26 protein-coding genes and 1 pseudogene are annotated in these 22,953 nt (G+C 67.6%); 12 read left to right on the top strand and 15 right to left on the bottom strand.

Features of this window, described 5'->3' with window-relative positions; translation table 11 throughout:
* Window positions 1-46: 46 nt before the first annotated feature.
* From PMI12_RS11180 to PMI12_RS11215, 8 genes are all read left to right on the top strand, one after another.
* Window positions 47-892, top strand: coding sequence for a substrate-binding periplasmic protein (locus tag PMI12_RS11180; RefSeq protein WP_007832200.1), 846 nt, complete (start codon window positions 47-49; stop codon window positions 890-892).
* A 34-nt stretch (window positions 893-926) separates the two neighbouring features.
* Entirely contained in the window at window positions 927-1,778 is an 852-nt protein-coding gene (locus tag PMI12_RS11185) for a transporter substrate-binding domain-containing protein (RefSeq protein ID WP_007832202.1), read from the top strand.
* 108 nt (window positions 1,779-1,886) lie between these two features.
* Window positions 1,887-2,924 carry an L-idonate 5-dehydrogenase gene (locus PMI12_RS11190; protein ID WP_007832203.1) on the top strand — a complete coding sequence of 346 codons (1,038 nt, stop codon included), beginning with the start codon at window positions 1,887-1,889 and terminating at the stop codon, window positions 2,922-2,924.
* Between the two features lie 46 nt (window positions 2,925-2,970).
* The gene (locus PMI12_RS11195; RefSeq protein ID WP_007832206.1) at window positions 2,971-3,636 is read left to right on the top strand and encodes an amino acid ABC transporter permease; all 666 of its coding nucleotides are present in this window, start codon (window positions 2,971-2,973) and stop codon (window positions 3,634-3,636) included.
* A 13-nt stretch (window positions 3,637-3,649) separates the two neighbouring features.
* Window positions 3,650-4,309 (top strand): amino acid ABC transporter permease, encoded by a 660-nt coding sequence (locus PMI12_RS11200; RefSeq protein ID WP_007832209.1) that lies wholly within the window; start codon window positions 3,650-3,652, stop codon window positions 4,307-4,309.
* A complete protein-coding gene (locus PMI12_RS11205) occupies window positions 4,306-5,097 on the top strand; it encodes an amino acid ABC transporter ATP-binding protein (protein ID WP_007832210.1) in 792 nt (263 codons plus the stop codon). Before PMI12_RS11200 ends, PMI12_RS11205 begins: the two co-directional genes overlap by 4 nt.
* A gap of 27 nt (window positions 5,098-5,124) precedes the next feature.
* Window positions 5,125-6,336: a D-mannonate dehydratase ManD gene (gene manD, locus PMI12_RS11210; protein ID WP_007832211.1), complete on the top strand. Its 1,212-nt coding sequence runs from the start codon at window positions 5,125-5,127 to the stop codon at window positions 6,334-6,336.
* A gap of 14 nt (window positions 6,337-6,350) precedes the next feature.
* Window positions 6,351-7,859 (top strand): mannitol dehydrogenase family protein, encoded by a 1,509-nt coding sequence (locus PMI12_RS11215; protein ID WP_007832212.1) that lies wholly within the window; start codon window positions 6,351-6,353, stop codon window positions 7,857-7,859.
* A 22-nt stretch (window positions 7,860-7,881) separates the two neighbouring features.
* Here PMI12_RS11215 and PMI12_RS11220 read toward each other — a convergent pair whose 3' ends face one another.
* Both PMI12_RS11220 and PMI12_RS11225 read right to left on the bottom strand, forming a co-directional pair.
* Window positions 7,882-8,247 carry a hypothetical protein gene (locus PMI12_RS11220; RefSeq protein ID WP_237726077.1) on the bottom strand — a complete coding sequence of 122 codons (366 nt, stop codon included), beginning with the start codon at window positions 8,245-8,247 and terminating at the stop codon, window positions 7,882-7,884.
* Between the two features lie 264 nt (window positions 8,248-8,511).
* Window positions 8,512-9,459 carry an adenylate/guanylate cyclase domain-containing protein gene (locus PMI12_RS11225; RefSeq protein ID WP_007832214.1) on the bottom strand — a complete coding sequence of 316 codons (948 nt, stop codon included), beginning with the start codon at window positions 9,457-9,459 and terminating at the stop codon, window positions 8,512-8,514.
* A gap of 339 nt (window positions 9,460-9,798) precedes the next feature.
* Between PMI12_RS11225 and PMI12_RS11230 the strand changes: the two genes are divergently transcribed.
* Window positions 9,799-10,134, top strand: a complete 336-nt coding sequence (locus tag PMI12_RS11230) for a hypothetical protein (RefSeq protein WP_007832215.1) — start codon at window positions 9,799-9,801, stop codon at window positions 10,132-10,134.
* A 59-nt stretch (window positions 10,135-10,193) separates the two neighbouring features.
* Here the strand turns inward: PMI12_RS11230 and PMI12_RS11235 are convergent, their stop codons facing one another.
* From PMI12_RS11235 to PMI12_RS11270, 8 genes are all read right to left on the bottom strand, one after another.
* Window positions 10,194-11,162, bottom strand: coding sequence for an LD-carboxypeptidase (locus tag PMI12_RS11235; protein ID WP_007832216.1), 969 nt, complete (start codon window positions 11,160-11,162; stop codon window positions 10,194-10,196).
* Window positions 11,159-12,268 (bottom strand): tRNA adenosine(34) deaminase TadA, encoded by a 1,110-nt coding sequence (tadA, locus tag PMI12_RS11240; RefSeq protein WP_007832217.1) that lies wholly within the window; start codon window positions 12,266-12,268, stop codon window positions 11,159-11,161. Before tadA ends, PMI12_RS11235 begins: the two co-directional genes overlap by 4 nt.
* Window positions 12,258-12,479 carry a hypothetical protein gene (locus PMI12_RS11245; protein WP_007832218.1) on the bottom strand — a complete coding sequence of 74 codons (222 nt, stop codon included), beginning with the start codon at window positions 12,477-12,479 and terminating at the stop codon, window positions 12,258-12,260. The genes tadA and PMI12_RS11245 overlap by 11 nt, the downstream gene beginning before the upstream one ends.
* A 1-nt stretch (window position 12,480) precedes the next feature.
* Entirely contained in the window at window positions 12,481-13,125 is a 645-nt protein-coding gene (locus PMI12_RS11250; RefSeq protein WP_007832219.1) for an FMN-binding negative transcriptional regulator, read from the bottom strand.
* Window positions 13,126-13,170: 45 nt separating this feature from the next.
* A complete protein-coding gene (locus tag PMI12_RS11255) occupies window positions 13,171-13,869 on the bottom strand; it encodes an ankyrin repeat domain-containing protein (RefSeq protein WP_007832220.1) in 699 nt (232 codons plus the stop codon).
* A complete protein-coding gene (locus PMI12_RS11260; RefSeq protein WP_007832221.1) occupies window positions 13,869-14,378 on the bottom strand; it encodes a GlcG/HbpS family heme-binding protein in 510 nt (169 codons plus the stop codon). Before PMI12_RS11260 ends, PMI12_RS11255 begins: the two co-directional genes overlap by 1 nt.
* Before the next feature lie 118 nt (window positions 14,379-14,496).
* Entirely contained in the window at window positions 14,497-15,135 is a 639-nt protein-coding gene (locus PMI12_RS11265) for a response regulator transcription factor (RefSeq protein WP_007832222.1), read from the bottom strand.
* Window positions 15,132-16,610 carry a sensor histidine kinase gene (locus PMI12_RS11270; RefSeq protein WP_007832223.1) on the bottom strand — a complete coding sequence of 493 codons (1,479 nt, stop codon included), beginning with the start codon at window positions 16,608-16,610 and terminating at the stop codon, window positions 15,132-15,134. Before PMI12_RS11270 ends, PMI12_RS11265 begins: the two co-directional genes overlap by 4 nt.
* A 62-nt stretch (window positions 16,611-16,672) precedes the next feature.
* Here PMI12_RS11270 and PMI12_RS11275 point away from each other — a divergent pair, with 62 nt between their 5' ends.
* Entirely contained in the window at window positions 16,673-17,755 is a 1,083-nt protein-coding gene (locus PMI12_RS11275; protein ID WP_007832224.1) for a DUF72 domain-containing protein, read from the top strand.
* On the opposite strand, the gene PMI12_RS11280 is transcribed toward PMI12_RS11275, so the two are convergent.
* From PMI12_RS11280 to PMI12_RS11300, 5 genes are all read right to left on the bottom strand, one after another.
* Window positions 17,752-18,246 carry a RidA family protein gene (locus PMI12_RS11280; protein WP_007832225.1) on the bottom strand — a complete coding sequence of 165 codons (495 nt, stop codon included), beginning with the start codon at window positions 18,244-18,246 and terminating at the stop codon, window positions 17,752-17,754. The genes PMI12_RS11275 and PMI12_RS11280 overlap by 4 nt on opposite strands.
* Before the next feature lie 86 nt (window positions 18,247-18,332).
* The gene (locus PMI12_RS11285; protein ID WP_007832227.1) at window positions 18,333-18,653 is read right to left on the bottom strand and encodes a non-heme iron oxygenase ferredoxin subunit; all 321 of its coding nucleotides are present in this window, start codon (window positions 18,651-18,653) and stop codon (window positions 18,333-18,335) included.
* 8 nt (window positions 18,654-18,661) lie between these two features.
* Window positions 18,662-19,144 carry an aromatic-ring-hydroxylating dioxygenase subunit beta gene (locus PMI12_RS11290; RefSeq protein WP_007832229.1) on the bottom strand — a complete coding sequence of 161 codons (483 nt, stop codon included), beginning with the start codon at window positions 19,142-19,144 and terminating at the stop codon, window positions 18,662-18,664.
* On the bottom strand, window positions 19,141-20,397 hold the full coding sequence (locus PMI12_RS11295; protein WP_007832230.1) for an aromatic ring-hydroxylating dioxygenase subunit alpha: 1,257 nt from the start codon (window positions 20,395-20,397) through the stop codon (window positions 19,141-19,143). The genes PMI12_RS11290 and PMI12_RS11295 overlap by 4 nt, the downstream gene beginning before the upstream one ends.
* 32 nt (window positions 20,398-20,429) lie before the next feature.
* Window positions 20,430-21,419, bottom strand: a complete 990-nt coding sequence (locus tag PMI12_RS11300; RefSeq protein ID WP_007832232.1) for a 2Fe-2S iron-sulfur cluster-binding protein — start codon at window positions 21,417-21,419, stop codon at window positions 20,430-20,432.
* 125 nt (window positions 21,420-21,544) lie between these two features.
* On the opposite strand from PMI12_RS11300, the gene PMI12_RS11305 reads away from it, so the two are divergent.
* On the top strand, window positions 21,545-22,459 hold the full coding sequence (locus tag PMI12_RS11305) for a LysR family transcriptional regulator (protein WP_007832233.1): 915 nt from the start codon (window positions 21,545-21,547) through the stop codon (window positions 22,457-22,459).
* A gap of 70 nt (window positions 22,460-22,529) precedes the next feature.
* A pseudogene (locus tag PMI12_RS11310) lies at window positions 22,530-22,886 on the top strand (transposase); the annotation flags it as partial.
* Window positions 22,887-22,953 lie beyond the last annotated feature (67 nt).

Below are 22,953 nucleotides of genomic sequence, written 5' to 3' on the forward strand. Positions count from 1 at the left end.
CGTCCGGCCTGCCGGCCGGCGCCACCCGAACCACGGAGACAAGACCATGAGATCCACCGTCCTTCGGCGATGCCGCATCGCCGCGCATTGCTTCGCCCTGACATTGCTGGCCGCTACCGCGGGTGGCGCGTCCGCCCAGCCGGCGCCCGGCGCCAGCCCACGCATCGACGCCATCCGCAAGGCCGGCGAACTGCGCGTGGGCGTGCTGCAGAACGCCCCCTGGCTGATGGAAAACACCACCGGCCAGGGCGAACCGTGGAGCGGCCCGGCCTGGCTGCTGGCCACCGAATACGCGAAGCTGCTGGGCGTGAAGCTGCGCACCGTGCCGGTCTCACACGAGACCAAGGTGCCGGTGCTCGCGGCCAACCAGGTCGACATGACCATCAGCCCCCTGGGCGAAACGCCCGAGCGGCTCAAGGTGGTCGACTTCGTCATCTACTCCGCCACCAGCGTGTGCATGTTCGGTCGCGCCGACAACGCGAAGCTGGCCAAGGCCGCCTCTGTGGACGACCTTAACCAGCCCGACGTGACGATCGCCTATTTCACCGGCGGCGCCGAGGAAGGCTGGGTCAAGGAGCGCTTCCCGAAGGCGAAGCTGCGCGCCGTCGCCAGTTCGGGCGCCACCGCCCCCATCGAGGAAATCATGGCGCGCCGCGCCGACGCCGCGCCGATCAACCGCGTGCCATGGGTCGGCCTGCAGCAGAAGGTCAAGGGACTGGCCGTGCTGCCGAAGGACAACAACTGCCAGTCGAGCACCGAGAAGGCCTCGCCCGTCGGGCTCGCGGTGGACAAGAACCAGCCCGCGTACCTGAACTGGCTGCGCGAGGTCGCCAAGGCGCAGAAGGCGCGCCTGGACGCGGACGAGGCCCGCATCGTCGGCACGCTCAAGTGAGCATGAATCCCAGCAACATCAGGAGACAGACAGCATGACGAAGATCAAGACCTTCCTGGCGCGCGCATCGCGCGGTGCCGTGTTCGCTGCGGCACTCGCGGCCCTGGGCTCGACGGCCCTGGCGCAGACCCCGCCCGCGCCGGGTGCCAGCCCCCGCATCGACGCCATCCGCAAGGCCGGCGTGCTGCGCGTCGGCGTGGTCAACAACCCGCCCTGGCTGGTGCAGAACACCAGCGGCGACGGCGAAGACTGGGCCGGCCCGTCGTGGATGCTGGGCAAGGAATTCGCCAAGCTGCTCGGCGTGAGGATGATGCCGGTGGCGGTGAGCCACGAAACCAAGGTGCCGGCGCTGGTGGCCAACCAGATGGACATCATGATCGGCCCGCTGAACCAGACGGCCGAGCGCGCGAAGATCATCGACTTCGTCACCTTCTCCAGCACCGGCGTGTGCATGTTCGGACGCGCCGACAACCCGAAGTTCACCGGCGCGAAGACGCTCGAGGATTTCAACAGGCCCGAAGTCACCATCGCCTATTTCTCGGGTGCCGGCGAAGAGCCGCTGGTGCGCCAGCAGTTCCCGAAGGCCAAGCTGCGCGGGGTGGCCAATTCAGGCTCGGTCGCGCCCATCGAGGAAGTGATGGCCGGGCGCTCCGACGTGGCGCCGCTCAACCGCATGCTGTGGCCCAACATCAGCAAGAAGGTGAAGGGGCTGGCCGCGTTCCCGAAGGAAAACGACTGCCAGGACAGCAAGATCTTCGAGATCCAGTCCGGCATGGGCGTGGCCAAGGAACAGCAGGTGTACCTCGACTGGCTGCGATCGGTGGCGCAGCGCATGCAGCCCGCGCTGACCGCGGAAGAGCGGCGCATGACGCAGAACCTCAAGTAAGTCGAGCGCCTTCGGGCGCTTCCTCCACCTCCCATCGAAGTCTTTCGGGCCGCCGCCATCGGAGCGGCCCGCGGGGACTCCCTTGCCCATCATTTCGAGATCTTCACCATGTTGAATTGCCAGATCCACGGTGCCCGCGACCTGCGCGTGGAAGACGTGCCCACTGAAACGCTCTCGCCCACGCAGGTGCGCGTCGGCGTCAAGGCCGTGGGCATCTGCGGCTCCGACCTGCACTACTACCAGCACGGCCGCGTCGGCGACTTCCTGATCCGCGCCCCGCTCACGCCGGGCCACGAAGCCTCGGGCCAGGTGCTGGAAGTGGGCGCGCAAGTGACCTCGGTGCGCGCCGGCGACCGCGTGGCGCTCAACCCCTCGCGCACCTGCGGCCACTGCCGCTTCTGCCGCGTGGGTGCTTCCAACCACTGCGAGAACGTGCACTTCTTCGGCAGCGCGAGCAAGTGGCCCCACATGCAGGGCGCGATGCGCGAGCAGGTGGTGGTGGAAGCGAGCCAGTGCGTGCCCGTACCCGACGGCCTGTCGTTCGAACTGGCCGCCTTCGGCGAGCCGCTGGCGGTGGCGCTGCATGCGGTGCAGGAGGCCGGCTCGCTGCTGGGCAAGACGGTAATGGTGATCGGCACCGGCCCCATCGGGGCCCTGATCCTCATGGCCGCGAAGCTGGCGGGCGCGAGCCGGCTGATCGCGGTGGACATCCAGGACCAGACGCTGGCCGCCTGCACCCGCGTGGGCGCCACGCAGACCATCAACGCCGCGAAGGACCCGGCGGCACTGGACGCGCTGGCCGAGGGCAAAGGCCAGGTCGACGTGAGCTTCGAGGTGTCGGGCAACTACGCAGGGCTGGCCAACTGCATCCGCCTCACGCGCCCGCGCGGCACCGTCGTGCAGGTGGGCACACTCAACGGCAGCAGCGAGGGCTGCCCGTTCAACCAGGTCATGGTGAAGAGCCTCACCTACGTTGGCACCTTCCGCTTCATCGGCGAGTACGCATGGGCGGTCGACTACCTGAGCCGCGGCGTGCTCGACGTGTCGCCGCTGCTGACCGACGCACTGCCGGTGTCGCGCGTGCACGAGGCCTTTGCGCTGGCCGCCGACCGGCAGCGCGCCATGAAGGTGATGGTCACGTTCTGAAGAACGCACCCGCCCTTCCCTTCATCACCTCACGGGGATTATTCCCATGAACTTCGATTTCTCGCCGATCGCGGACAACTGGCGCTTCTTCGCCAGCGGCCTGGGCATGACCGTGCTGCTGAGCATCGTCAGCGCGGCCACGAGCCTGCTGGCCGGGCTCGTGATTGCGCTGTTGCGCCTGTACGGCCCGCGCTGGCTGCGGCCGCTGCTGGTCTTCTACATCGACTCGATGCGCGCCATTCCGGTGCTGGTGGTGCTGATCTGGATCTACTTCGCGTTCCCGATCATCGCGAACGTGACCTTCCCGCCCTTCTGGGCGGCGCTGGTCGCGCTCACGCTGCACATCGCGGCCTACGCGGCGGAGGTGATCCGCGCAGGCATCGAGTCGATCCGGCCGGGCCAGACGCGCGCCGCACTGGCGCTGGGCATGTCGCGCGCGCAGATTTTGCGCAAGGTGCTGCTGCCGCAGGCCATCGTGCGGATGCTGCCGGCCTTCGGTTCGATCCTCACCATCGCGATCAAGGACACGGCCATCGCCACCGTGATCGCGGTGCCCGAGCTGATGCACCGCGCCGAAACCGTGGCCGGCCAGAGCTACCGGCCGGTGGAGGTGTTCACCGCGGTGATGGTGGCGTACTTCTGCATCCTGTTTCCCGTCACGCGGGGCGTGGACCGGCTCTATCGCCGCTTCGCGCACCTTGGCCGCTCGTAGGAAAGACACAGCCATGACATTCGATTGGTCCGTGATCTGGACGCACCGCGCCGCGCTGCTCGAAGGCGCCGCCCTCACCGTGGGCCTGACCGTGCTCACGATGCTGCTGGCAGTGCCCGGCGGCATCGTGCTCGCGCTGATGCGCCTGTCGCCCAACAAGCTGCTGCAGTCGGTTTCGCTCGGCTTCGTGGAGTTCTTCCGCAACCTGCCGCTGATCCTCGTCATCTACTGGGCCTTCTACGTGATGCCCATGGCCTTCGACGTGCAGTTCTCGGCCATCACCACCGCGCTCGTGGCGCTGGTGCTGAACGTCGCGGCCTACAACGCCGAGACCTTCCGCGCAGGCATCAACTCGATCCGCAAGGGGCAGATGGAGGCCGCGCTCGCCATGGGCATGTCGCGCCGCCAGGCGATGTTCAAGGTGGTGATCCCGCAGGCCGCGCGCCGCATCCTGCCGGTGATCGCGAGCACCTGGGTCTCGCTGTTCAAGGACACCTCGCTGGTCTCGGTCATCGCCGTCAGCGAGCTGGCCTACACCTCGATGCAGATTCGTGCGCAGACCTTCCGCGTACTGGAGATGCTCACCGCCATGGCCGTCATCTACTGGCTCATGGGCTACCCGCAAGCCAAGCTGGTGGACTGGATCCACCGCAAATACGGAGTCAAGGAATGAACGCAACCACCCCAACCGCTCTTTCCCCGGCGCGCAAGAACGCCGACCAGCCGCCCGTGCTGGTGTACGAGAACGTCCGCAAGCTGTACGGCGACTTCGTGGCGCTGCGCGGCGTGTCGCTGCAGGTGCACAAGGGCGAGGTGATGTGCCTGATCGGTCCCTCGGGCTCGGGCAAGTCCACGCTGCTTCGCTGCACCAACGCGCTGGAGGCCATCGACGGCGGGCGCGTGCTGGTCGACGGCGTGGCGCTGCCCTCGCAGGAGTCGCAGGTGCGCAAGGTGCGCCAGCGCATGGGCATGGTGTTCCAGAGCTTCGAGCTGTTCCCGCACAAGTCGGCGCTCGACAACGTGGCGATGGGCCCGGTCACAGTGCTGGGCATGCCCGAGGACAAGGCCCGCGCCCGCGCGATGGTGCTGCTGGAAAAGGTGGGCCTGGCGAACAAGGCCGGCAACTTCCCGGCCAACCTCTCGGGCGGCCAGCAGCAGCGCGTGGCCATTGCCCGCGCGCTGGCGATGGAGCCCGAGGTGATGCTGTTCGACGAGCCCACCTCGGCGCTCGACCCCGAGACCGTCGGCGAAGTGCTGAGCGTGATGCAGAAGCTCGCGCAGGAAGGCATGACCATGATCGTGGTGACGCATGAGATGGGCTTCGCGCGGCGCGTGGCCGACTGGGTGGTGGTGTTCGAAGCCGGCGCCATCATCGAACAGGGCCCGCCCACGCAGATCTTCGACAACCCGACGGTGGAGCGCACCCGCGACTTCCTCGGTCACCTCGGCTGGAACGGCTGAACCATTCACCCCCTGAAGCCACGCATCATGAAAATCACCAACGCACGCGTCATCGTCTGCAGCCCCGGGCGCAACTTCGTCACCCTCAAGATCGAAACCGACGAGGGCCTCACCGGCATCGGCGATGCCACGCTCAACGGACGCGAGCTGGCCGTGGCGGCCTACCTCACCGAGCACGTCATTCCCTGCCTGATCGGGCGCGACGCGCAGCAGATCGAGGACATCTGGCAATACCTCTACAAGGGCGCCTACTGGCGCCGCGGCCCGGTCACCATGACCGCCATCGCCGCGGTCGACACCGCGCTGTGGGACATCAAGGCCAAGGCCGCGAACATGCCGCTGTACCAGCTGCTCGGCGGCAAGAGCCGCACCGGCGTGATGGTGTACGGCCACGCCAACGGCCGCGACATCGAACAGACGGTGGACGAGGTGCTTCGCTACAGGGACGAAGGCTACCTGGCCATCCGCGCGCAGAGCGGCGTGCCGGGCCTGGAAAAGGTGTACGGCGTGGGCCGCGGCACCATGTTCTACGAGCCGGCCGACGCTGACCTGCCCAGCGAGCACGACTGGTCGACCGCCAAGTACCTGGAGCACACGCCGAAGCTCTTCGACGCAGTGCGTAGCGCCGTGGGCCCCGACATCCACCTGCTGCACGACGCGCACCATCGCCTGACGCCCATCGAGGCCGGGCGGCTGGGCAAGTCGCTCGAACCCTTCAACCTGTTCTGGATGGAAGACGCCACGCCGGCCGAGAACCAGGAAGCCTTCAGGCTCATCCGCCAGCACACGACCACGCCGCTGGCCGTGGGTGAGATCTTCAACAGCATCTGGGACTGCAAGGACCTGATCGAAAACCAGCTGATCGACTTCATCCGCACCACGGTGGTCCACGCGGGCGGCATCACCCAGCTGCGCCGCATCGCCGACCTGGCTTCGCTCTACCAGGTGCGCACCGGCTGCCATGGCGCGACCGACCTGTCGCCGGCCTGCATGGGCGCGGCGCTGCACTTCGACATGTGGGTGCCCAACTTCGGCATCCAGGAATACATGCGCCACACCGATGAAACCGATGCAGTGTTCCCTCATGCCTACAGCTTCGCCAACGGCATGCTGCATCCAGGCGAGGCACCGGGCCATGGCGTGGACATCGACGAGAAGCTCGCCGCCAAGTACCCGTACCAGCGCGCCTACCTGCCGGTGAACCGGCTTCAGCACGACGGCACGCTGTGGAACTGGTGAACGGGGAAAGCGCCATGGCACGTCTGCATCCCGGCACCCTGCCCTCGCTGCCCGCCGACGTGGCAAAACCGCGCTATGTGCGCGATGCGCTGCAGGCCGGCATCGTCCACCTCGGCGTGGGCGCCTTCCATCGCGCGCACCTTGCGGTCGTCAACGAGGCCGCGCTGCATGCCAGCGGCGACCTGCGCTGGGGCACGGTGGGCGTGTCGCTGCGCGCGGCCGATACGCGCGATGCGCTGCAGCCGCAAGGCGGCCTCTACACGCTGGCACTGCGCGATGCGGCCGACGACGGCAGCCCGCGCGAGGCGCTGCAGGTGGTGGGCAACCTGCTCGACGTGCTCGTGGCGCCGGAAGACCCGCTGGCCGTGCTCGAACGCCTCGCCCATCCGGACACGCGCATCGTCACCCTGACGATCACCGAGAAGGGCTACCACCACGACCCGGCCACCGGCGCGCTGCGGCTGGACGACGCCGGCATCGTGCACGACCTCGCGCACCCGCAAGCGCCGCGCACTATGCCCGGCTTCGTCGTGCACGCGCTGAACCTGCGCCGCCAGCGCGGGCTGCCGCCCGTGACGCTGCTGTCCTGCGACAACCTGCCCGCGAACGGCGACACGCTGCGCGGCATCGTGCTGGCCTTTGCGCAGCAGGTCGACGGCGCATTGCACGGCTGGATCGGCGCGCACTGCACCTTCCCCAATTCGATGGTCGATCGCATCGTGCCGCGCACCACCGACGCCGATCGCGAACGCATCTCCGCGCGCCTCGGCGCCGAAGATGCATGGCCGGTGATCGGCGAGCCCTTTCTCGAATGGGTGGTGGAAGACCGCTTCGCCAACGGGCGCCCCGGCTGGGCCGCGGGAGGCGCGCGCTTCGTCGAGCATGCGGAACCCTTCGAGCGGCTGAAGCTGCGCATGGTCAACGGCAGCCATTCGGCGCTCGCCTACCTGGGTACGATGGCGGGCTTTCGCACGGTGGACCGCGCGATGGCGGAGCCGGCCTTGCGCAACTTCATCGATGCGTTGATGCGCGAAGAGATCGCCCCCACGCTGCCGGCCATGCAGGGCCTCGACCTGGACAGCTATCGCGCGCGGCTGCTGCAGCGCTTCTCGAATCCCGCGCTGCAGCACCAGACGAAGCAGATCGCAATGGACGGCTCGCAGAAGCTGCCGCAGCGCCTGCTCGGCACCGTGCGCGACCGGCTCGCTGCCGGACAGCCCATCGACCGGCTCGCGCTCGCCATCGCCGCATGGATTCACTACCTGCGCGGCGTGGACGAGACCGGTGCCACGCACGACATACAAGACCCTCTCGCCGAAGCACTGGCCCACCGGCTCGTGCAAGCCGATGCGGCACCGTCGGTGCAGGAGCGCGTTGCCTTCTTCGCGGGGTTCGCGCCAGTCTTCGGCGAGCTCGGCGGTGAACCGCGCTTCGTCGCGGCAGTGGCGCGCCAACTGGCCGTGCTCGAGACGCGCGGCGTGCTTGGCGCCCTGGCCGTCTTCGACACGACGGCCAGCGGCTGACGTCCGGCTCTGCGGCGGCGCCTCAACGCTTCTTGCGGCGCCCCTTGTAGACGGGCATGGCCTCGTAGCGATAAACGCGGAATCCGTCCTTCTGCATGAAGCTGACCGGCTCCCAGCCGCGTGCCAGCGCGCAGTCGGTGATCTGCGCCATCTGCACGCCCAGGTAGTCCTGCAGGCTGTCGGCCACAGCGAGTTCGAATTTCTTCAGTTCGCGGTCCAGCGACTCCACCGCCGCAATGGCGGCCTCGACGCGGGTGAAGGGACGCACATGCGTCATCCCCTTGCTGCTCGCCGCAGTGCGCTCCTTCGCGGGATGTTCCGCGCTGAAATTCACACTGGCTCCGCCTTCCATGCCGTTGAGGCCACCGATGGCACCCATGCTGCTCATTGCGTTCATGCCACGACCCGGCTCGCGCAGCCGGCCTCGAACTGTTCCACCATGTTCCTCGCTCCTACGGCGTTTCAGCGCCGGTCGAGCGATACAAGGCAAGCAGCATGCCCTGCGAAAAACAGCTGGCGGGCATCCAAAAACCAGCGCCTTCGCCGCACAAATGTGTACTTGCGTGACTTTTTGGTCACTTCCCAAAACAAAATTGGCATGCCAGTGTGCATGCCATGCTTCATCAAGCCCTGAGGCAGCGGCCGCGCAGCGTCAACGCGCAATCTCCCGGCGCGACAGCATCACATCGCCGCTGTTGGTGTTGAAGGCGATGGTCGGCGCGCTGACATCGCTGAGCGGCGCGCCCAGCCCGATCTCTCCGCGCCCGTGCAGCACGCATTCCTCGCGCCGCAGGGCGATCTCGGTGCTCGGTCCGCCATTGCCATGGAAGCGCACCCAGGTGCCATAGGTGCTGACGTCGATCAGCACACAGCTGCCCTGTCGCAACTCGATGCGCGCATGCAGCCGCGAAACGCGGGGATCGTTGACCACGAACTGGGCGTCATTGACGCGCCCGAGATGGATCGGGAGTTCTTCGGTACGGAACATCGAACGAACGTCGAGCCAGGCCAGTTCGATCTGGCCGAACGTGGAGTCCGGCATCCGCAGCGGAGCGAGCGCCGCAGGCACGGTGAGGAAGCTCGTCACCTCCTCCTGCCAATCGATACGGTGCACCACGGACATCTCGCTGCGGCCGCGGATGTTGATGAGGCCCAGGTCGCGGTGCTGCACCGTGCCTTCGCGCAATTGCGAGATGACCGCGTCAGTCACCCAGATCTGGCCGGGACCGGCCAGGTCGCTCAGGCGCGAGGCCAGGTTGACGGCGTCGCCGTAGCAGTCACCCTCGACCTCGACCACCTCGCCGCTGGCCACGCCGATCTGCAGCGCCATGCGCAACGGCACAGGCCACGCGAGCAGCCGCTTCTGGTGATAGCGCTGCAGCTCGACAACGGCGTGCGTGGCGGCTGCACCACTGGAGAAGATGGCGAACACGCCGTCTCCGAGCGACTTCACCACCCGGCCGCCATGCGCCTGGCACACGCCGCCGATCCATTGCGTCAGCCGCGTCACCGTTTCCGTGGCCCGCGCATTCCCCATGGCCTCGAAGACTCTCGTACTCCCCGTCAAGTCCGCGAATACGACTGTGGAATTGACACCCATATTGTTGTGATTCTCGATTTTTCTATCGCAGGTTGTGAACGTTCAGGCTCTCTACCTTCCTCCGCAAACAGCTCTCCTGGCTATATCCATCGCGCACAAAAAGAAACGGCGTGCGCTCTCTTCGTGTTGACCGCTGGGTATACCCCGTTGGGCACGGAGCAGACATACCAAGGGTCTTTTGGCCGCTTGTAGTACTTTTGAAAACAAAACACAACGACGGCGAAAAACACTAAGCCAAGGGTGTTGTTTACAAACAAGAAACATCGTTTCAGATCTTGTGGAACTCCTGACTGAGGCTTAAGGTAGCGGCCGTCCTGGCTTCCCACACGCATCCCGTCCATGCTTCTCCGCCTCCTTCGCCTGCTGAACGTACCCGGCTCCGGATCCCGCCAGGCGACGGAGAGCCAGCTGGGGCGCATTCGCACTGCGATGCTGTCGGTGCTCCAGGGCCATGGCGGCCACTCGGTGCAGCGCGTCAGCCAACGCGTGCGCTTCGCGGCCGACGTCGAGGCACTCTGGTACCTGCGACAGGACGTGATGATGGCGCTGAGCGCCATCGATGGCGAAACCGCCGCCCGCCGCCAGATGAAAGCCATCAACAGCATGTTCAAGGGCGGATTGCCGGGCTCGATGGGGCCTCGTGCGCACCAGCGCTTTACCAGCAACAACAGCTGAAGCTGCGGCGGCCCTTCGGGGCCGTTTTTCTTTTTTCGATTTCTTCTCCCTGCCCGTGGTCAATGGGCGTGTTGATGATCATGTTCGTGGTGGTGCCCGTGCGCCGACGCGTGCAAGTGGCCCCAGACGAGGAAGACGTCGCGCCCTTGCGCCGCCATCGACACCTTCGCGCCCACCGGCAGCAGCACCTTCGTGGGCACGTGGCCGAACGGCAGGCCCGCCAGCACCGGCACCTTGAGCGAAGCGCGCAGCCGGTCGATCACCGTGTCCAGGCCAAAGCCGCGGTCGTAGCCCGGCACCTTGCGGATACCCGTGAACTGCCCGAACACGATGGCACGCTGGCGCGCCAGCACGCCGGCCATCTTCAACTGGTCGAGCATGCGTTCGATGCGGTACGGATGCTCGTTGGTGTCCTCGATGAAGAGCACTCCCTTGTCGACCGCGGGAAAGTATGGCGTGCCAAGCAGGCTGGCCAGCACGCAGAGGTTGCCACCCCACAGCACCGCGTCCTGCACCGGCTTGAACTTCAGGTCGGCATCGCGCGCCGGCATGCGCCAGCCGGTGCCTTCGCCCTGCCCGCTCACGAGGTCGTCGAAGCAGGCTTCCATGATGTCGTCAGGACCGGCCTCGGCGCCGAAGTCTTCGCCGAGCGCAGGGCCCGACCAGCTCACGGCGCCGGTCTTGACCAGCAGCGCGCTCTGCAGCGCGGTGAAGTCGCTGCAGCCGACGAACTCGGTGCCCTTGCCGATCGCCTTGGCCACGGCCTTGTAGGGAATGGCATCCAGGATGCGTGTGAGGCCGTAGCCGCCGCGCGCGATGAGCGCGACGTCGGCACCGCTTGCTGCGGCGCGCGAAATCGCGGCGAGCCGCGTGGCGTCGTCGCCCGCGAAGCGTTGGTACGCCGAGAGTGCCGCCTCGTCGATTTCGACTTCATGGCCCAGCGCCTGGAGCCGCTTGACGCCGCGCCGGAACGCAGCCTTGTCGCGGACCGCGCTGGCGGGGGAATAGATGTAGATGTGTTTGCTCACGTGTTCGAGTATCCCATTGCGTTTCGCGCCTGCAGCACGAACGTTCGAGCTTGCGCCGGCGCAGGTCCCGAGGACGTGGCGATGGGGCCGAGCGCGCGCAGCGCGGCTTCGTAGCCCCGATCGGGGAAAGGTGCGCGCCATGCGCCCCCGATTTGCTCGCCGCCGTCGGGCACGAGCAGCATCGCCGCGAAACGGCCGGGCGCCGCGGCCTGCAGCAGCGCGGCCAGGTCGGTCGCGGCCGCGCTGTGCGCAAGCACCATCGTGTCGGACTGCATGCGATCCAGCCATTCGAGCAGCACGTCGCGGTGCCATTCAAGGCGATGCGGCGCTTCGCGCTTGGGCTTGTCGCTCTTGCCGAAACCGATCAGGTCGGGCACGAGCGTGCGCAGCCCGGGCAGGCCCACGAGGTGCCGGAAGAAGTAGCCCCATTCGCCCGGGCCGTGCAGGCACAGGCAGCAGGCTGCTTCGCCTTCACCGCCTTCATCGACGTAGTGCATGCGCCAGCCCCGCTGGCTCGGCAGGTCCTGCACGTAGTGCGGCGCGAAGGCGTAGCCGGCCAGCGCGTCGAAGCGCTCCTGCGGCGTGCGCAGCGCGTCGTCGCGCAAGGGTTCGGCCTGCGCGCGCGCGGCGCTCCGGCGCTGCTGGAAGAAGGCCTGCAGCACCGCGGCGCACTCCTGCGCCAGCACCCCGCCCTGCACCAGCGTGCGATGGTTCAGCCGAGGTTCGGCGAAGAGATCGAGCACCGAACCGGCTGCACCGGTCTTGGGATCGGTCGCGCCGTACACGACGCGCGCCAGCCGCGAATGCAGCATCGCCCCCGAGCACATCGCGCACGGTTCCAGCGTGACGAACAGCTCGCAGCCATCGAGCCGGTAGTTGCCGAGCGCTGCGGCACCGGCGCGCAGCGCGTTGATCTCGGCATGCGCGCTCGGATCGTGCTGTGCGACCGGCGTGTTGCGGCCTGTCGCGATCAGCTGGCCGTCCTTGACCAGCACAGCGCCGACGGGCACTTCGCCAGCCTCGGCGGCAAGCTGCGCCTCGGCGAGCGCGAGCGCCATCCAGTGCGCATCGCCCGGCATCGGCGCGGGAATGGCCTCAGTTGTCATCCGGCATCTGGCGCGCCTTGGTCGCCGCGTCGAGCGCTTCCTTGACCTGCCGCTGCACCTGTTGCGCATTCACAGGCGCTTCGCCTGCTGGTGCAGCAACGCCGGGCACGGCCGGCCGCGGAGAAGAAGCCATGCTCGTCATCTGCTTCTTCGCAACCAGCCCGGCGATCACGAGTGCCAGCACGAGGCCGATGAGTCCGAGTCCGCGCATCTCAGCGTTCCTGCGCCACGGGCGCATCGGCCGTCATGCCGAGCCGGCCCATCCACACGGCAAGCGCCTGCTCGTCCGGCGTGCCCGCGCTGTAGACCGCGTGCATCGCGGCATGCGACTCGCGGCGGTGCTGGTTGAGCTTGACCTTGCATTGCAGCGCCGTCACGCGCAACTCGAAGCCCGTGATGCCGGCCAGCATCTTGAGCTGGAATTCCTCGCCCAGGTCGCGCCACTGCTGCGCATAGGCGGGCTCGTGGTCGCCGATGAGTTTCTTGAGCAGCGCGTCCTTGTCCGCGGACTCCTCGATCAGCCGGGCCTCGACGGTGCAGTGCACGGCCAGGTAGTTCCAGGTCGGCACGCGGGCCAGGTCAGGGTACACCGAAGGTGACAGGTACGAATGCGGACCGAGGAAGGTGACGACCGCCTTGGGGTGCGCCTGCAGGTAGCGCCAGTGCGGATTGGGCTTGGCGCAATGCCCCAGCAGCACCAGTTCGTCGCCTCCGCGCGGCTCGGCCACGAGCGGCAGGTGCGTGACGTACGGCAACCCGTCGTCGTCGTTCGAGATCAGGCTCGCGAACGGGTGCGAGCGCATCAGCTCCAGCGCGATGGCCGGGTCCTTGGCATTGAACTGCGGGGGCATGTACATGGGCGTTTTTCCTCGTGGCGAGGCCCGATTGTCCCCGAGCCGCCCCTATCTTGTACGCGGCGCCTCCAGCAGTTTCACCATCGCGGTGTAGCCGCGCGCCTTGGCCAGCTGCAGCGGCGTGTTGCCCTGGCGGTCGGTCAGCTTGAGGCTGGCGCCGGCATCGATCAGCGCGGCCAGCGTGCGCTGATGGCGCGGGCCGCCGTCGCCGAGCACGATGGATTCGATCACGGCCGTCCAGTGCAGGTTGTTGACGTGGTCGAGCGGCGCACCCGCGGCGATCAGCCGCCGCACCACCTCGTCGTGCCCGAGGTGCGCGGCCGCGATCAGCGCGGTGCCGTCGTAGCGGCTCGTGGTCTGCCCGGCCTTGGCGCCGAGCGACAGCAGCAGGGAAAGCGTCGGCGTGTCATCGGCCACCGACGCGATGGTGACGGCGTCGTAGCGGTCGTCGTCTAGCAGGTCGAGGTTGGCGCCGGCCTTGGCCAGCAGCTTGATCGCCTCGCGCTGCCGCGCATGCGTGGCAACATGCAGCGGCGTGCGGCCGCGCGTGTCGCGCGCATCGAGGTTGGCGCCCGCGGCGGCCAGCGCCTTCAGCTTCTGCAGGTCGCCATGCCATGCAGCCTGGTGCAGTCCCTCGTAGGCCAGCACCTCCGCTGCCAGCGGCGGCACCTGGGCGAGCGCGCTGATCGGCACGCCCAACCCGAGCGCGATCGCCAGCACACCCGGCCAGATGCCGCGCGCCTTCATCAGAGCAGGCCCTTGACCTTTTCCAGCGCCGCGTTGGCGCACTGGTCGTCGAGGTGGCCGCCGGGTGCGCCGCCCACACCGACCGCGCCGATCACTTCATTGCCCGACTTGACCGGCACGCCGCCGCCCAGCAGCAGGAAGCCCGGCAGGTAGACCAGATTGGCCGCACCTGCGTTCTTCTGCGCGCCTTCCATCATGGCCTGCGTCGGGCTCTTGGCCGAGGCCGAGGTCCAGGCCTTGCGCTCGCTCGAAGCCAGCGTGTGCGGGCCGGCGTTGTCGGCGCGCTGCACGGCACGCACGGTGCCGGCGCGGTCGACCACGGTGGCCGCCACGTTGTAGCCGTTGGCCGCGCAGGCGGCCACGGCTTCGGCCGCGATCTGGTTGGCCAGCGCGAGCGAGATGTTCTTTTCGGTGCGCACGGCCGAAGCCGCGGGTGCGGGCGTCTGGGCCTGGACCGCGGAAGCGGCAAGCAGGACGGCGAGGCCGCCGAGGCGAAGGATGGAATGCATTGTTCGTTTTCTCCAGTGGATGCGGGTGGTTGCGCCGGCTGTTGCCGACGGCTGCGCCACTGTAGAAAACCCGGCGCGCAACGGCCATTCGTACGGCTACGCGCGGTGCTCCGTAGTTCTACGGAGCGCTGTCCACCAGCACGGCGTAGCGCCGGATCAATTGCGCGAGCGAATCGCAGCCGAGCTTGGCGAACAGGTTGGCGCGGTGCGTCTCGACCGTGCGCGGCGACAGCGCGAGCGTGCGCGCGATCTCCTTGTTGGTCAGCCCCTGCACGATGAAGGCGAGCACCTCGCGCTCGCGCTCCGACAGCTGAGCCACCCGCTCGCGCGCGGCGTTGTCCGCCTGCGAGCGTTCGCGCGAGCGCACGTGCTGCCGCACGGCCTGCTGCAGCGCTTCGAGCAATTGCTCGTCGTCCACCGGCTTTTCGAGAAACTCGGCCGCGCCGGCCTTGAAGGCGCGGCGGCACATCTCGACCGTGCCGTGGCCGGTCAGCATGATCACGGGCTGGTCGACGCCCTGCGCCACCAGACGGTCGAGCACCGTCAGGCCACTGATACCGGGCATGCGCACGTCGAGCACGATGGCGCCGACACTCGCGCGGTCGAACCCGTCGATAAAGGCCTGCGGGTCGGCCCAGGCCTGAACGCGCAGGCCGACCGTACCGATCAGCAGCGACAGGCTGTCGCGCACCGCCTGGTCGTCGTCGATCAGGTGGACCAGCGGAGATTGCGGTGGATGGATGCTCGGCGTGTTCATGGAGACGGTGCGACCAGCGGCAGCAAAAGAGTGAAGCGCGCGCCGCGCGGCGAGGCGTTGGCCGCGCTCAGGCTGCCGCCCATGCCGCTGGCCAGGGTTTCGCTGAGGCTCAGGCCGAGGCCCAGTCCGCCTTCGCGCGTGCTGAAAAAGGGCTCGAAGAGGCGCGGCAGGGCCTCGGGGGCGATGCCGCGTCCGTTGTCGGTCACGGTCAGCACGCCCTCCTGCCCATTGCGGCCGACCGAGACGACGAGGCGCCGCTCGGCCGCCGGCACGAGCTCGAGCGCCTGAAGCGCGTTCATCAGCAGGTTGTGCACGATCTGCTCGAGAGCCACGGTCTCGGCCTGCACGCGCACCGGCGCCTGCGCGGCGGCGTCGAACTGCGCGTTGATCGTGTGCTTCGCGAACTCCGGCGCCAGCAGGTGCATGGCGCTGCGCACCACCTCCTGCAGCACCAGCGGCTTCGCGTCGCCCGCGGCCTCTGGACGCTCGATGACGCGGCGCAGGCGTCCCACCACGCTGGCCGCGCGGCGCGCCTGCTCGACGGCCTGCCCCATCGCGTCGCGCGCCGTGGCCAGGTCCGGTGGCTCGTCGCCGAGCAAACGGCGCGCGGCCTGCACGTTGGCCAGCACCGCCGTGAGGGGCTGGTTGAGTTCGTGCGCCAGCCCGGCAGACAGTTCGCCCAGCGCATTGAGCCGCGCGACCTGCCCGAGCCGCAGCAGCTCTTCGGCCCGCCGCCGCGCCACGCGCTGGCGCTGCGCGGTCCACAGGCCTACCAGCAGCGCAGCCGCGGCCACGGCCCAGCCAGCGATGCCGCGCCACGGCAGCTCGCCCCATCCCACCTGCCGCTCGGCCACGAGCTCGAAGGGCTGGCTCGGCGAGGCCAGCGCCTTGGTCAGCCCGAAACGCCATCCGTTCGTGGCCGGTGCACCGGGTTGCAGCACGAGTTGCTGCCCGTCGCGCTGCAGGCTCACCCTCACGGGGCTGCGCTGCGGGTTCATCGGCCAGTCGCGCCACGGCACGGAGCCGGCCAGGTCGATGTCGAGTGCGTAGCTGAACGGCGTGGCGCCGATGACGAGCATATAGCGGCCATGAGCCAGGTCGAGCGCGGCCAGTTCGGGGCGCTGCAGGCTACGCGAACGCGCCTCGGCCGCGGCCAGTGCGCCGGCCTGCGCGCCGTCTGCCCAGGGCTCGTCGCGGTCGCGCCGCTGCACGCGCAGGATGGACGAATACACCGAAGGCAGGCGCTGCTCCGGATGGTCCGCGCCGGTGCTGGGCTCCAGCAGCGCGAGCGTGGCCAGCACGGCGTCGTACTGCACCATCTGCTGGCTCATGAGCCGGTGCGCGATGCGCACATCGGTCTCGAAGTCCTGGTGCACCTGCGCCAGTTCGGCGCGCGCGAGCCACACCGCGCCAGCGGCGGTGAGCACCAGCCATGCCAGCCACCAACCACCCTGCGTGCGCAACCACTGTTTCATGGCGCGGATTGTGCCCGGCGCGGCGAGCCTGTCCGGGGTTGGCCGAGAATGCGGGCCCAGACATGGCTGACGTACAGGACTCTCTTTTTCCCGATCTTCCGCGCCCTGAAGAGGCGTCAGCGGCCGCGCCGGCGCCCGCCAAGGCGGAAGCCGAACCGCCCGCGAAGAAGAAATCGCACACCGGCACGGTCGAGCCCGCCCCCACCGATCCGGCACTGGTCGAGCTGGCCGCTGCGCTGCCGCCCAAGCTGCGGCTCGGCACCTCGTCGTGGAGCTATCCGGGCTGGGCCAACCTGGTTTGGGATGGCGAATATGCCGAGACCGTGCTGTCGAAGAACGGCCTCTCCGCGCTGGCGAAGCACCCGCTGTTTCGCACCGTGAGCCTGGACCGCAATTTCTACCGCGCCCTCACCGCCAGCCAGTACGCACGCTACGCGGCAATGGTGCCGGACGACTTCCGCTTCGTGGTGAAGGCGCCGAGCCTCGTGACCGACGCCACCGTGCGCGACGAAAGCGGCCGCGGCATGCAGGCCAACCCCGTGTTCCTCAGCGCCGAGATCGCGCGGCAGGAGTTCGTGCTGCCCGCGCTCGAAGGGCTGGGCCATCGCATCGGCGCGCTGGTGTTCCAGCTGAGCCCGATTCCCGGCCACCTGCTGGCCGACCAGCCCGCGCTGCTGGCGCGCATCGCCGAGATGCTCGACTCGCTGCCCGACCTCGCATCGGTCGCGCCCGATGCGGTGATCGCCGTCGAAGTGCGCGACCCGCAGCTGCTGAACCCCGCCTTCGCCGAGATGCTGCGCAGCGTGCGTGCCACCTTCTGCATGGGCCTGCACGCCAAGATGCCCCCCATCGAGGAGCAGTTGCCGATGCTGCGTGCGCTGTGGCCCGGTCCGCTGGTGTGCCGCTGGAACCTGCACCGCCGCCATGGCCGCTTCGGCTACGAGGACGCAGAAAAGCTCTACGGCCCCTTCGACAAGATCGTCGATCCCGATCCCGAGACGCGCGCGGCGCTGGCCAAGGTGATCGCGGGAACCACGCGCGCGGGCCAGAACGCTTTCGTCACCGTGAGCAACAACGCAGAAGGCTGCGCGCCGCTGACCATCGCCCAACTGGCACGCGACCTCATCGGCCTGCCGTCGCGCTAGCCGATGTACTGCTTGGCGGCGACCGTCATCTCGACTTCGACCGTCGCATTCTTCGGCAGTGCATACACGCCGACCGCCGTGCGCACGTGCACGCCGGCCTCGCCGAACACACGGTGCAAGAGGTCGGAAGCGGCATCGGCCACTTCGCTCTGCTGCGTGAAGTCGGCCGTGCATTGCACGAACACGCCCACGCGCAAGACCTTCTCGATGGCATCGAGCGAACCGAAGGCCCTGCGCAGCAGCGCCAGGCTGCGCAGCGTGCAGATCTGCGCGCCTTCGCGGGCCTTGTCGAGCGACACTGTGTCGCCGACGCGGCCGGTGACCACCACCGTGGTGCCCACGCGCGGCACCTGGCCGCTGAGGTAGACCGTGCGGCCGCCGCGCACGAGCGGCACGTAGTGGCCGCCGGCAATGATCTCGCCGTCGAAGCTGTGGCCCAGCTCCGCGGCAATCTGGTCGGCGATCTGGTCCCGGGTCTTTTCTGCTGTCATGGCGCTTCCGTGAAAGGGAGGTTCATTGTCGCCAGCCCTCTCACCGCGCAACAGATACAGAGACTGCAGATCAGCGGCAGAACAGATCAGCCCTCGAACGCGAGAAACACCCGCCCGCCCTCGATCTTCACCGGGTAGCTGCGCAGGTCTTCGGTGAGCGGCGCGCACATCGCCTTGCCCGTGCGCACGTCGAAGCGCCCCTGGTGCAGCGGGCATTCGATTTCGTGGCCCTCGAGAAAACCATCGCACAGCCGCGCATGGCCGTGCGTGCAGATGTTGTCCGTGGCGTGGATGCCGTCCTCGGTGCCGTAGAGGGCGATGTCGCGCCCCTGCACCTCGATGCCCACCACGTCGTCGGAGGGAATGTCGTCGACGGCCGCGGCGTCGACCCAGGTCATGGTGCTCATGGTCGCTTTCAGATGGGATAGATGATGGAGTTCGGGATCATTTCGCTGTCGAACACGCACAGGCGCGACGCGAACTTCAGGCCTTCAGGTGTGGGCACCACGGTGTCGATGTAGCGGCCGACGTTGAACACCGTCGAAGGCCCGTCGAGCTTGGTGCGGAACACCGCGTAGTTGGCCTCGCTGTGGATCGTGCCGTCTTCGTCGACCTTGTGCACCAGTGGCAGGCCAACGACGTGGCGCTGGTAGTACGGATCGTGGAACAGCGTCTCCTTGATGCCGTAGACCCGGTCTTCCAGCATGCCCCGGCTCTCGAACGAGAGCGTGGCCAGGGGCAAATTGCGCTCGTGGTTTTCACGCGGCTGAAGGCGGTAGCTGCATTGCTCCGTGAAGAACGCGGGCCACAGGTCCCAGTGACCGGAATCGACCGCATGGGCATAGGCCGCATAGAGGCGCGAGAGCTCCAGGTAGGCGTTGGCGTCGAGGTTCTTCATGCTTCCATCACCTCGCGCCAGTAGCGGTACATGCCGCGAATCAGTGTCTCCGTCACCATGTGGTCGGTGTTCTCCACCTCGCGCCCGCCGAGTTCGGCCAGCGTGCGATGGAAGGGCTTCTGCTCGAAGCCTTCCTGCGAGAACTCGATGACTTCGCCGTCATCGGCCGAGACGAAACCCGCGGGGCCGAACAGGTTGGCCTGGCGCAGTCGCCGTTGCGTCATCTCCTCGGTGTCGTCCTCGAAGCCGAAATGCGTCCAGACGAAATCGAAGGCCTCGTGTCCCACGGGCTGGATGTGCCGGGTCGAGACGCTGTTGACCTGCTGCTGGAGGATCAGGCTGGGGAACAGCGTCATCATCACTGCGGTCGGCCCGCCCCACCAGGGCTCGGGCACGATGTCGAGAAAGCGCGGGTCCTTCAGCTGCATGCTCTCCTTGAAGCTCGACACCTGCGTGACCTGGGCCGCCTTGCCGCCGGTGCCGCGCGTGGAGATCATCGCGGCGTGGCGGCCGTGCGCGTCCATCTTCAATTCCGACCTGTTGTCGGCGCGCCAGAGCCCGAAGGTCACGAACCAGGTGTGCAGCAGGCCCGGGTGGTACGGGTCCTTGATGTTCTCCTGCATCAGCTTCCAGTTGCCTGGAATGCGCTGGCGGCTGTAGCCAAGGATGGTGAGCTTGCGGCCGTCGAACAGGCGGTCGAAGTAATGCAGGATGTCGGGCCCGAGAAAGTCCTCGAGCGACTCGATGCCGTGGTCGAATGATGCGAACACCACGCCGCCGCGCGAGGCCACCTTGAGCTTGGTCAGGCCGTGCTCCTCGGTCTTGAAGTCGGCCGGCATGCCGCCGTTGACCTTGCCGTCCTGCTTCACGCCGCGGCGGAATGGCACGCCCTGCAGGTCGCCCTTGAGCGTGTAGTTCCACTGGTGGTAGGGGCAGACGAACTCCTTGCGGTTGCCATGGCGCTCGCGGCAGAACTGCATGCCGCGATGCGCGCAGACGTTCTCGAAGACGTGGATCACGCCCTCTTCGTCGCGCGACACGACGACCGAACGCTCGCCGATGGCAGTGCGCTTGAAATCGCCGGGGTTCGGAATCTCGGCTTCCAGACCGACGTAGCACCAGTGCTTTTCGTAGAAGAAGCGCTGCAGCTCCTTCTTGTGCAGCGCCTCGTCGGTATAGGCCATGAAGGGAATGCGACTGCTCTTTTCGCTTTCCCATTTCAATTCGATGGGGAACACGGTTTGCGTGGTCATCGCGGGTCTCCTTTTTCTCGTGGTTTCTTGCTTCAGATGCCTTGCAGGTAGAAGGCATCGGCGTGGATCTGCTCGGTCGCGAGGCCGCGGCCACGCACCAGCTGGGTCACGGCCTCGACCATCGGCGGCGAGCCGCACAGGTAGGCGCGCCAGCCATCGAGGTTGCCCGGCCAGTCGGCGCGGATGGCATCGGTGATGAGGCCCACGCGCTGGTTGTTCCTTGCGGGGCCGGTGACGACCACCACGTGCACATTCAGCCCCGGATGCTGCGCCTGCAGTTCGCGCAGCTCGCCCAGACCGTAGACGTCGGCATCGGAGCGCACGCCCAGGTAGAGGTGGACAGGCTGTGTCAGCCCGGTCGCTATGGCACCGCGCACGATCGAGAGGATGGGCGCCAGCCCCGTGCCGCCCGCCGCGCAGAGCATGGGCCCGCGGTGTTTGGTGCGCAGGTAGGCGGTACCCAGCGGCCCGCTCACGCGCACCGAATCGCCAACGCGCAGCTGCTCGAAGATGTGCGCCGTGACCCGCCCGCCGGGCACCCTGCGCACGTGGAATTCAAGCTCGGCGTCGCGGCTCAGTCCGGCCATGGAATACGGCCGCGCCAGATCAGGCGCGAACTGCAGCTGCGCATACTGCCCCGGGGAAAACTCCAGCGGCTTGTTCGGCTTGAGGCGCAGGCGGCGGATGTCGTGCGTGAGCACGTCGATGCCGGTGACCGTCGCCTTCAGGATGCGCGCCGGATGCACCACCACTTCGTCGGGCTCCGGAATCTCGATGGCGCAGCTTTCGGTCAGCGTGCTCTGGCAGGCCAGTACGTAGCGCTCGCCCTGCCCGTCCGGTCGGATCGCGTCCTGGCCGCCGTCAAGCAGCTGGCCCGACACTACTTTGCAGCGGCAGGTGCCGCAGCGTCCCGACATGCAGCTGTACGACACCGGCACATGGTGTTCCCGCAGCACTTCGAGCAGGTTCGCGCCGGGGCGAACCTCGAGAGTGCGGGCAAGGGGGTGAATGTGAAGGTCCATCGTGGGGTTCTCTTGCGCCGGTGTGGATCCGGCTTGTCTCCGGGCCCGATGATGCTCGGCCCCTGCCGATTGACCAATAGAATTTGGTGAATCATCTGCATCACTGTGCTGAATAAAGGTGCGCCATGCAACTCAAGGACATCGACCTCAACCTGCTGCTGGTGTTCGACCGCATGCTGGCCGAAAAGCGCGTGTCGGCCGTGGCTGAATCACTCGGGCTTTCGCAGCCGGCCATCAGCAATGCGTTGGCGCGGCTGCGCAAGCTGCTGGGCGACGAACTGTTTCTGCGCACCGCGCGCGGCATGGAGCCCACGCCCTTCGCGCTGCAGTTGGCCGAGCCGGTGGCCTACGCCATGGGCGCGCTGCACACGGCGCTCAACCAGCAGGTGGTGTTCGACCCCGCCACGAGCACGCGCGGGTTCACGCTCGCCATGACCGACATCGGCGAGATCTACTTCACGCCGAGGCTGATGGAGGCGCTGTCGGTGGCGGCGCCGGGCGTGACGATCAGCACGCTGCGCAACAACACCGCGACCAACCTGCGCGACGAGTTGGAGGCCGGCCACGTCGACATCGCCATCGGCCTGCTGCCGCAGCTGAAAGCGGGCGTGTTCCAGCGCCGGCTGTTCCTGCAGCGGTACGTGTGCCTGTTCTCGAACGCGCATCCGCTCGCGCACAAGCGCAGCGTTTCGCTCAAGGACTTCAGCGCGGCCGATCACGTGCAGGTGCTGGCTGCCGGCACCGGCCACGGCAAGGCAGACGACGTGATGGCGGCACAGGGCATCCAGCGGCGCATCCGGCTCAAGGTGCCGCACTTCGTTGCCATCGGCCACATCCTGCGATCGAGCGAGATGATCGCAACCGTGCCCGAACGGCTCGCGCAGAGCATCGCCGAGCCGTTCGGACTGGTCTGGCGCCCACATCCGGTGGCGCTGCCGCAGATCGCGATCAACCTGTTCTGGCACGCGAAGGCGCATCGCGATCCGGGCAACCAGTGGCTGCGCGGGCTGTTGTTCGACAACTTCGCCGATGGTGACTAGATGAGGCCCCTGAACGGCGTTGTTGCATAACCCTGCGGGAGTGGCCTTCGATCGCGGTTAGGCTAGGCAGATGAGCAAGCCACCGCGGGCGAAGTACCGCACGACGAACTGGAGTGAGTACACCGCGGCGCTCAAGCGCAGGGGATCATTGATGGTTTGGCTCGATGCGGACCTTCAATGGCTGGCTCCTGCCAGTGGTCGCTCAGGCCGGCCCGCTGTGTTCAGCGATGCTGCGATCCAGTTCTGCCTGACCTTGAAGTGCATGTTCGGGCTGGGCCAGCGCCAGGCGACGGGCCTGGCCGAGAGCCTGATCAAGTTGGCCCACTTGGACTGGGCCGTGCCCGACTACAGCACCTTGTCGCGGCGTCAGAAGACATTGAGTGTGGCCATTGCCACGCGCCGCAGCAGCGCGAGCCTACACTTGGTAAGGGAAGGCTCGCCCTGAATTCGGGTTGTGCAACAGCGCCCAGTTTCTCGATAACTAGCGATAGTCC

Origin of the sequence: Variovorax sp. CF313 (assembly GCF_000282635.1) — a bacterium.
Taxonomy (GTDB): domain Bacteria; phylum Pseudomonadota; class Gammaproteobacteria; order Burkholderiales; family Burkholderiaceae_C; genus Variovorax.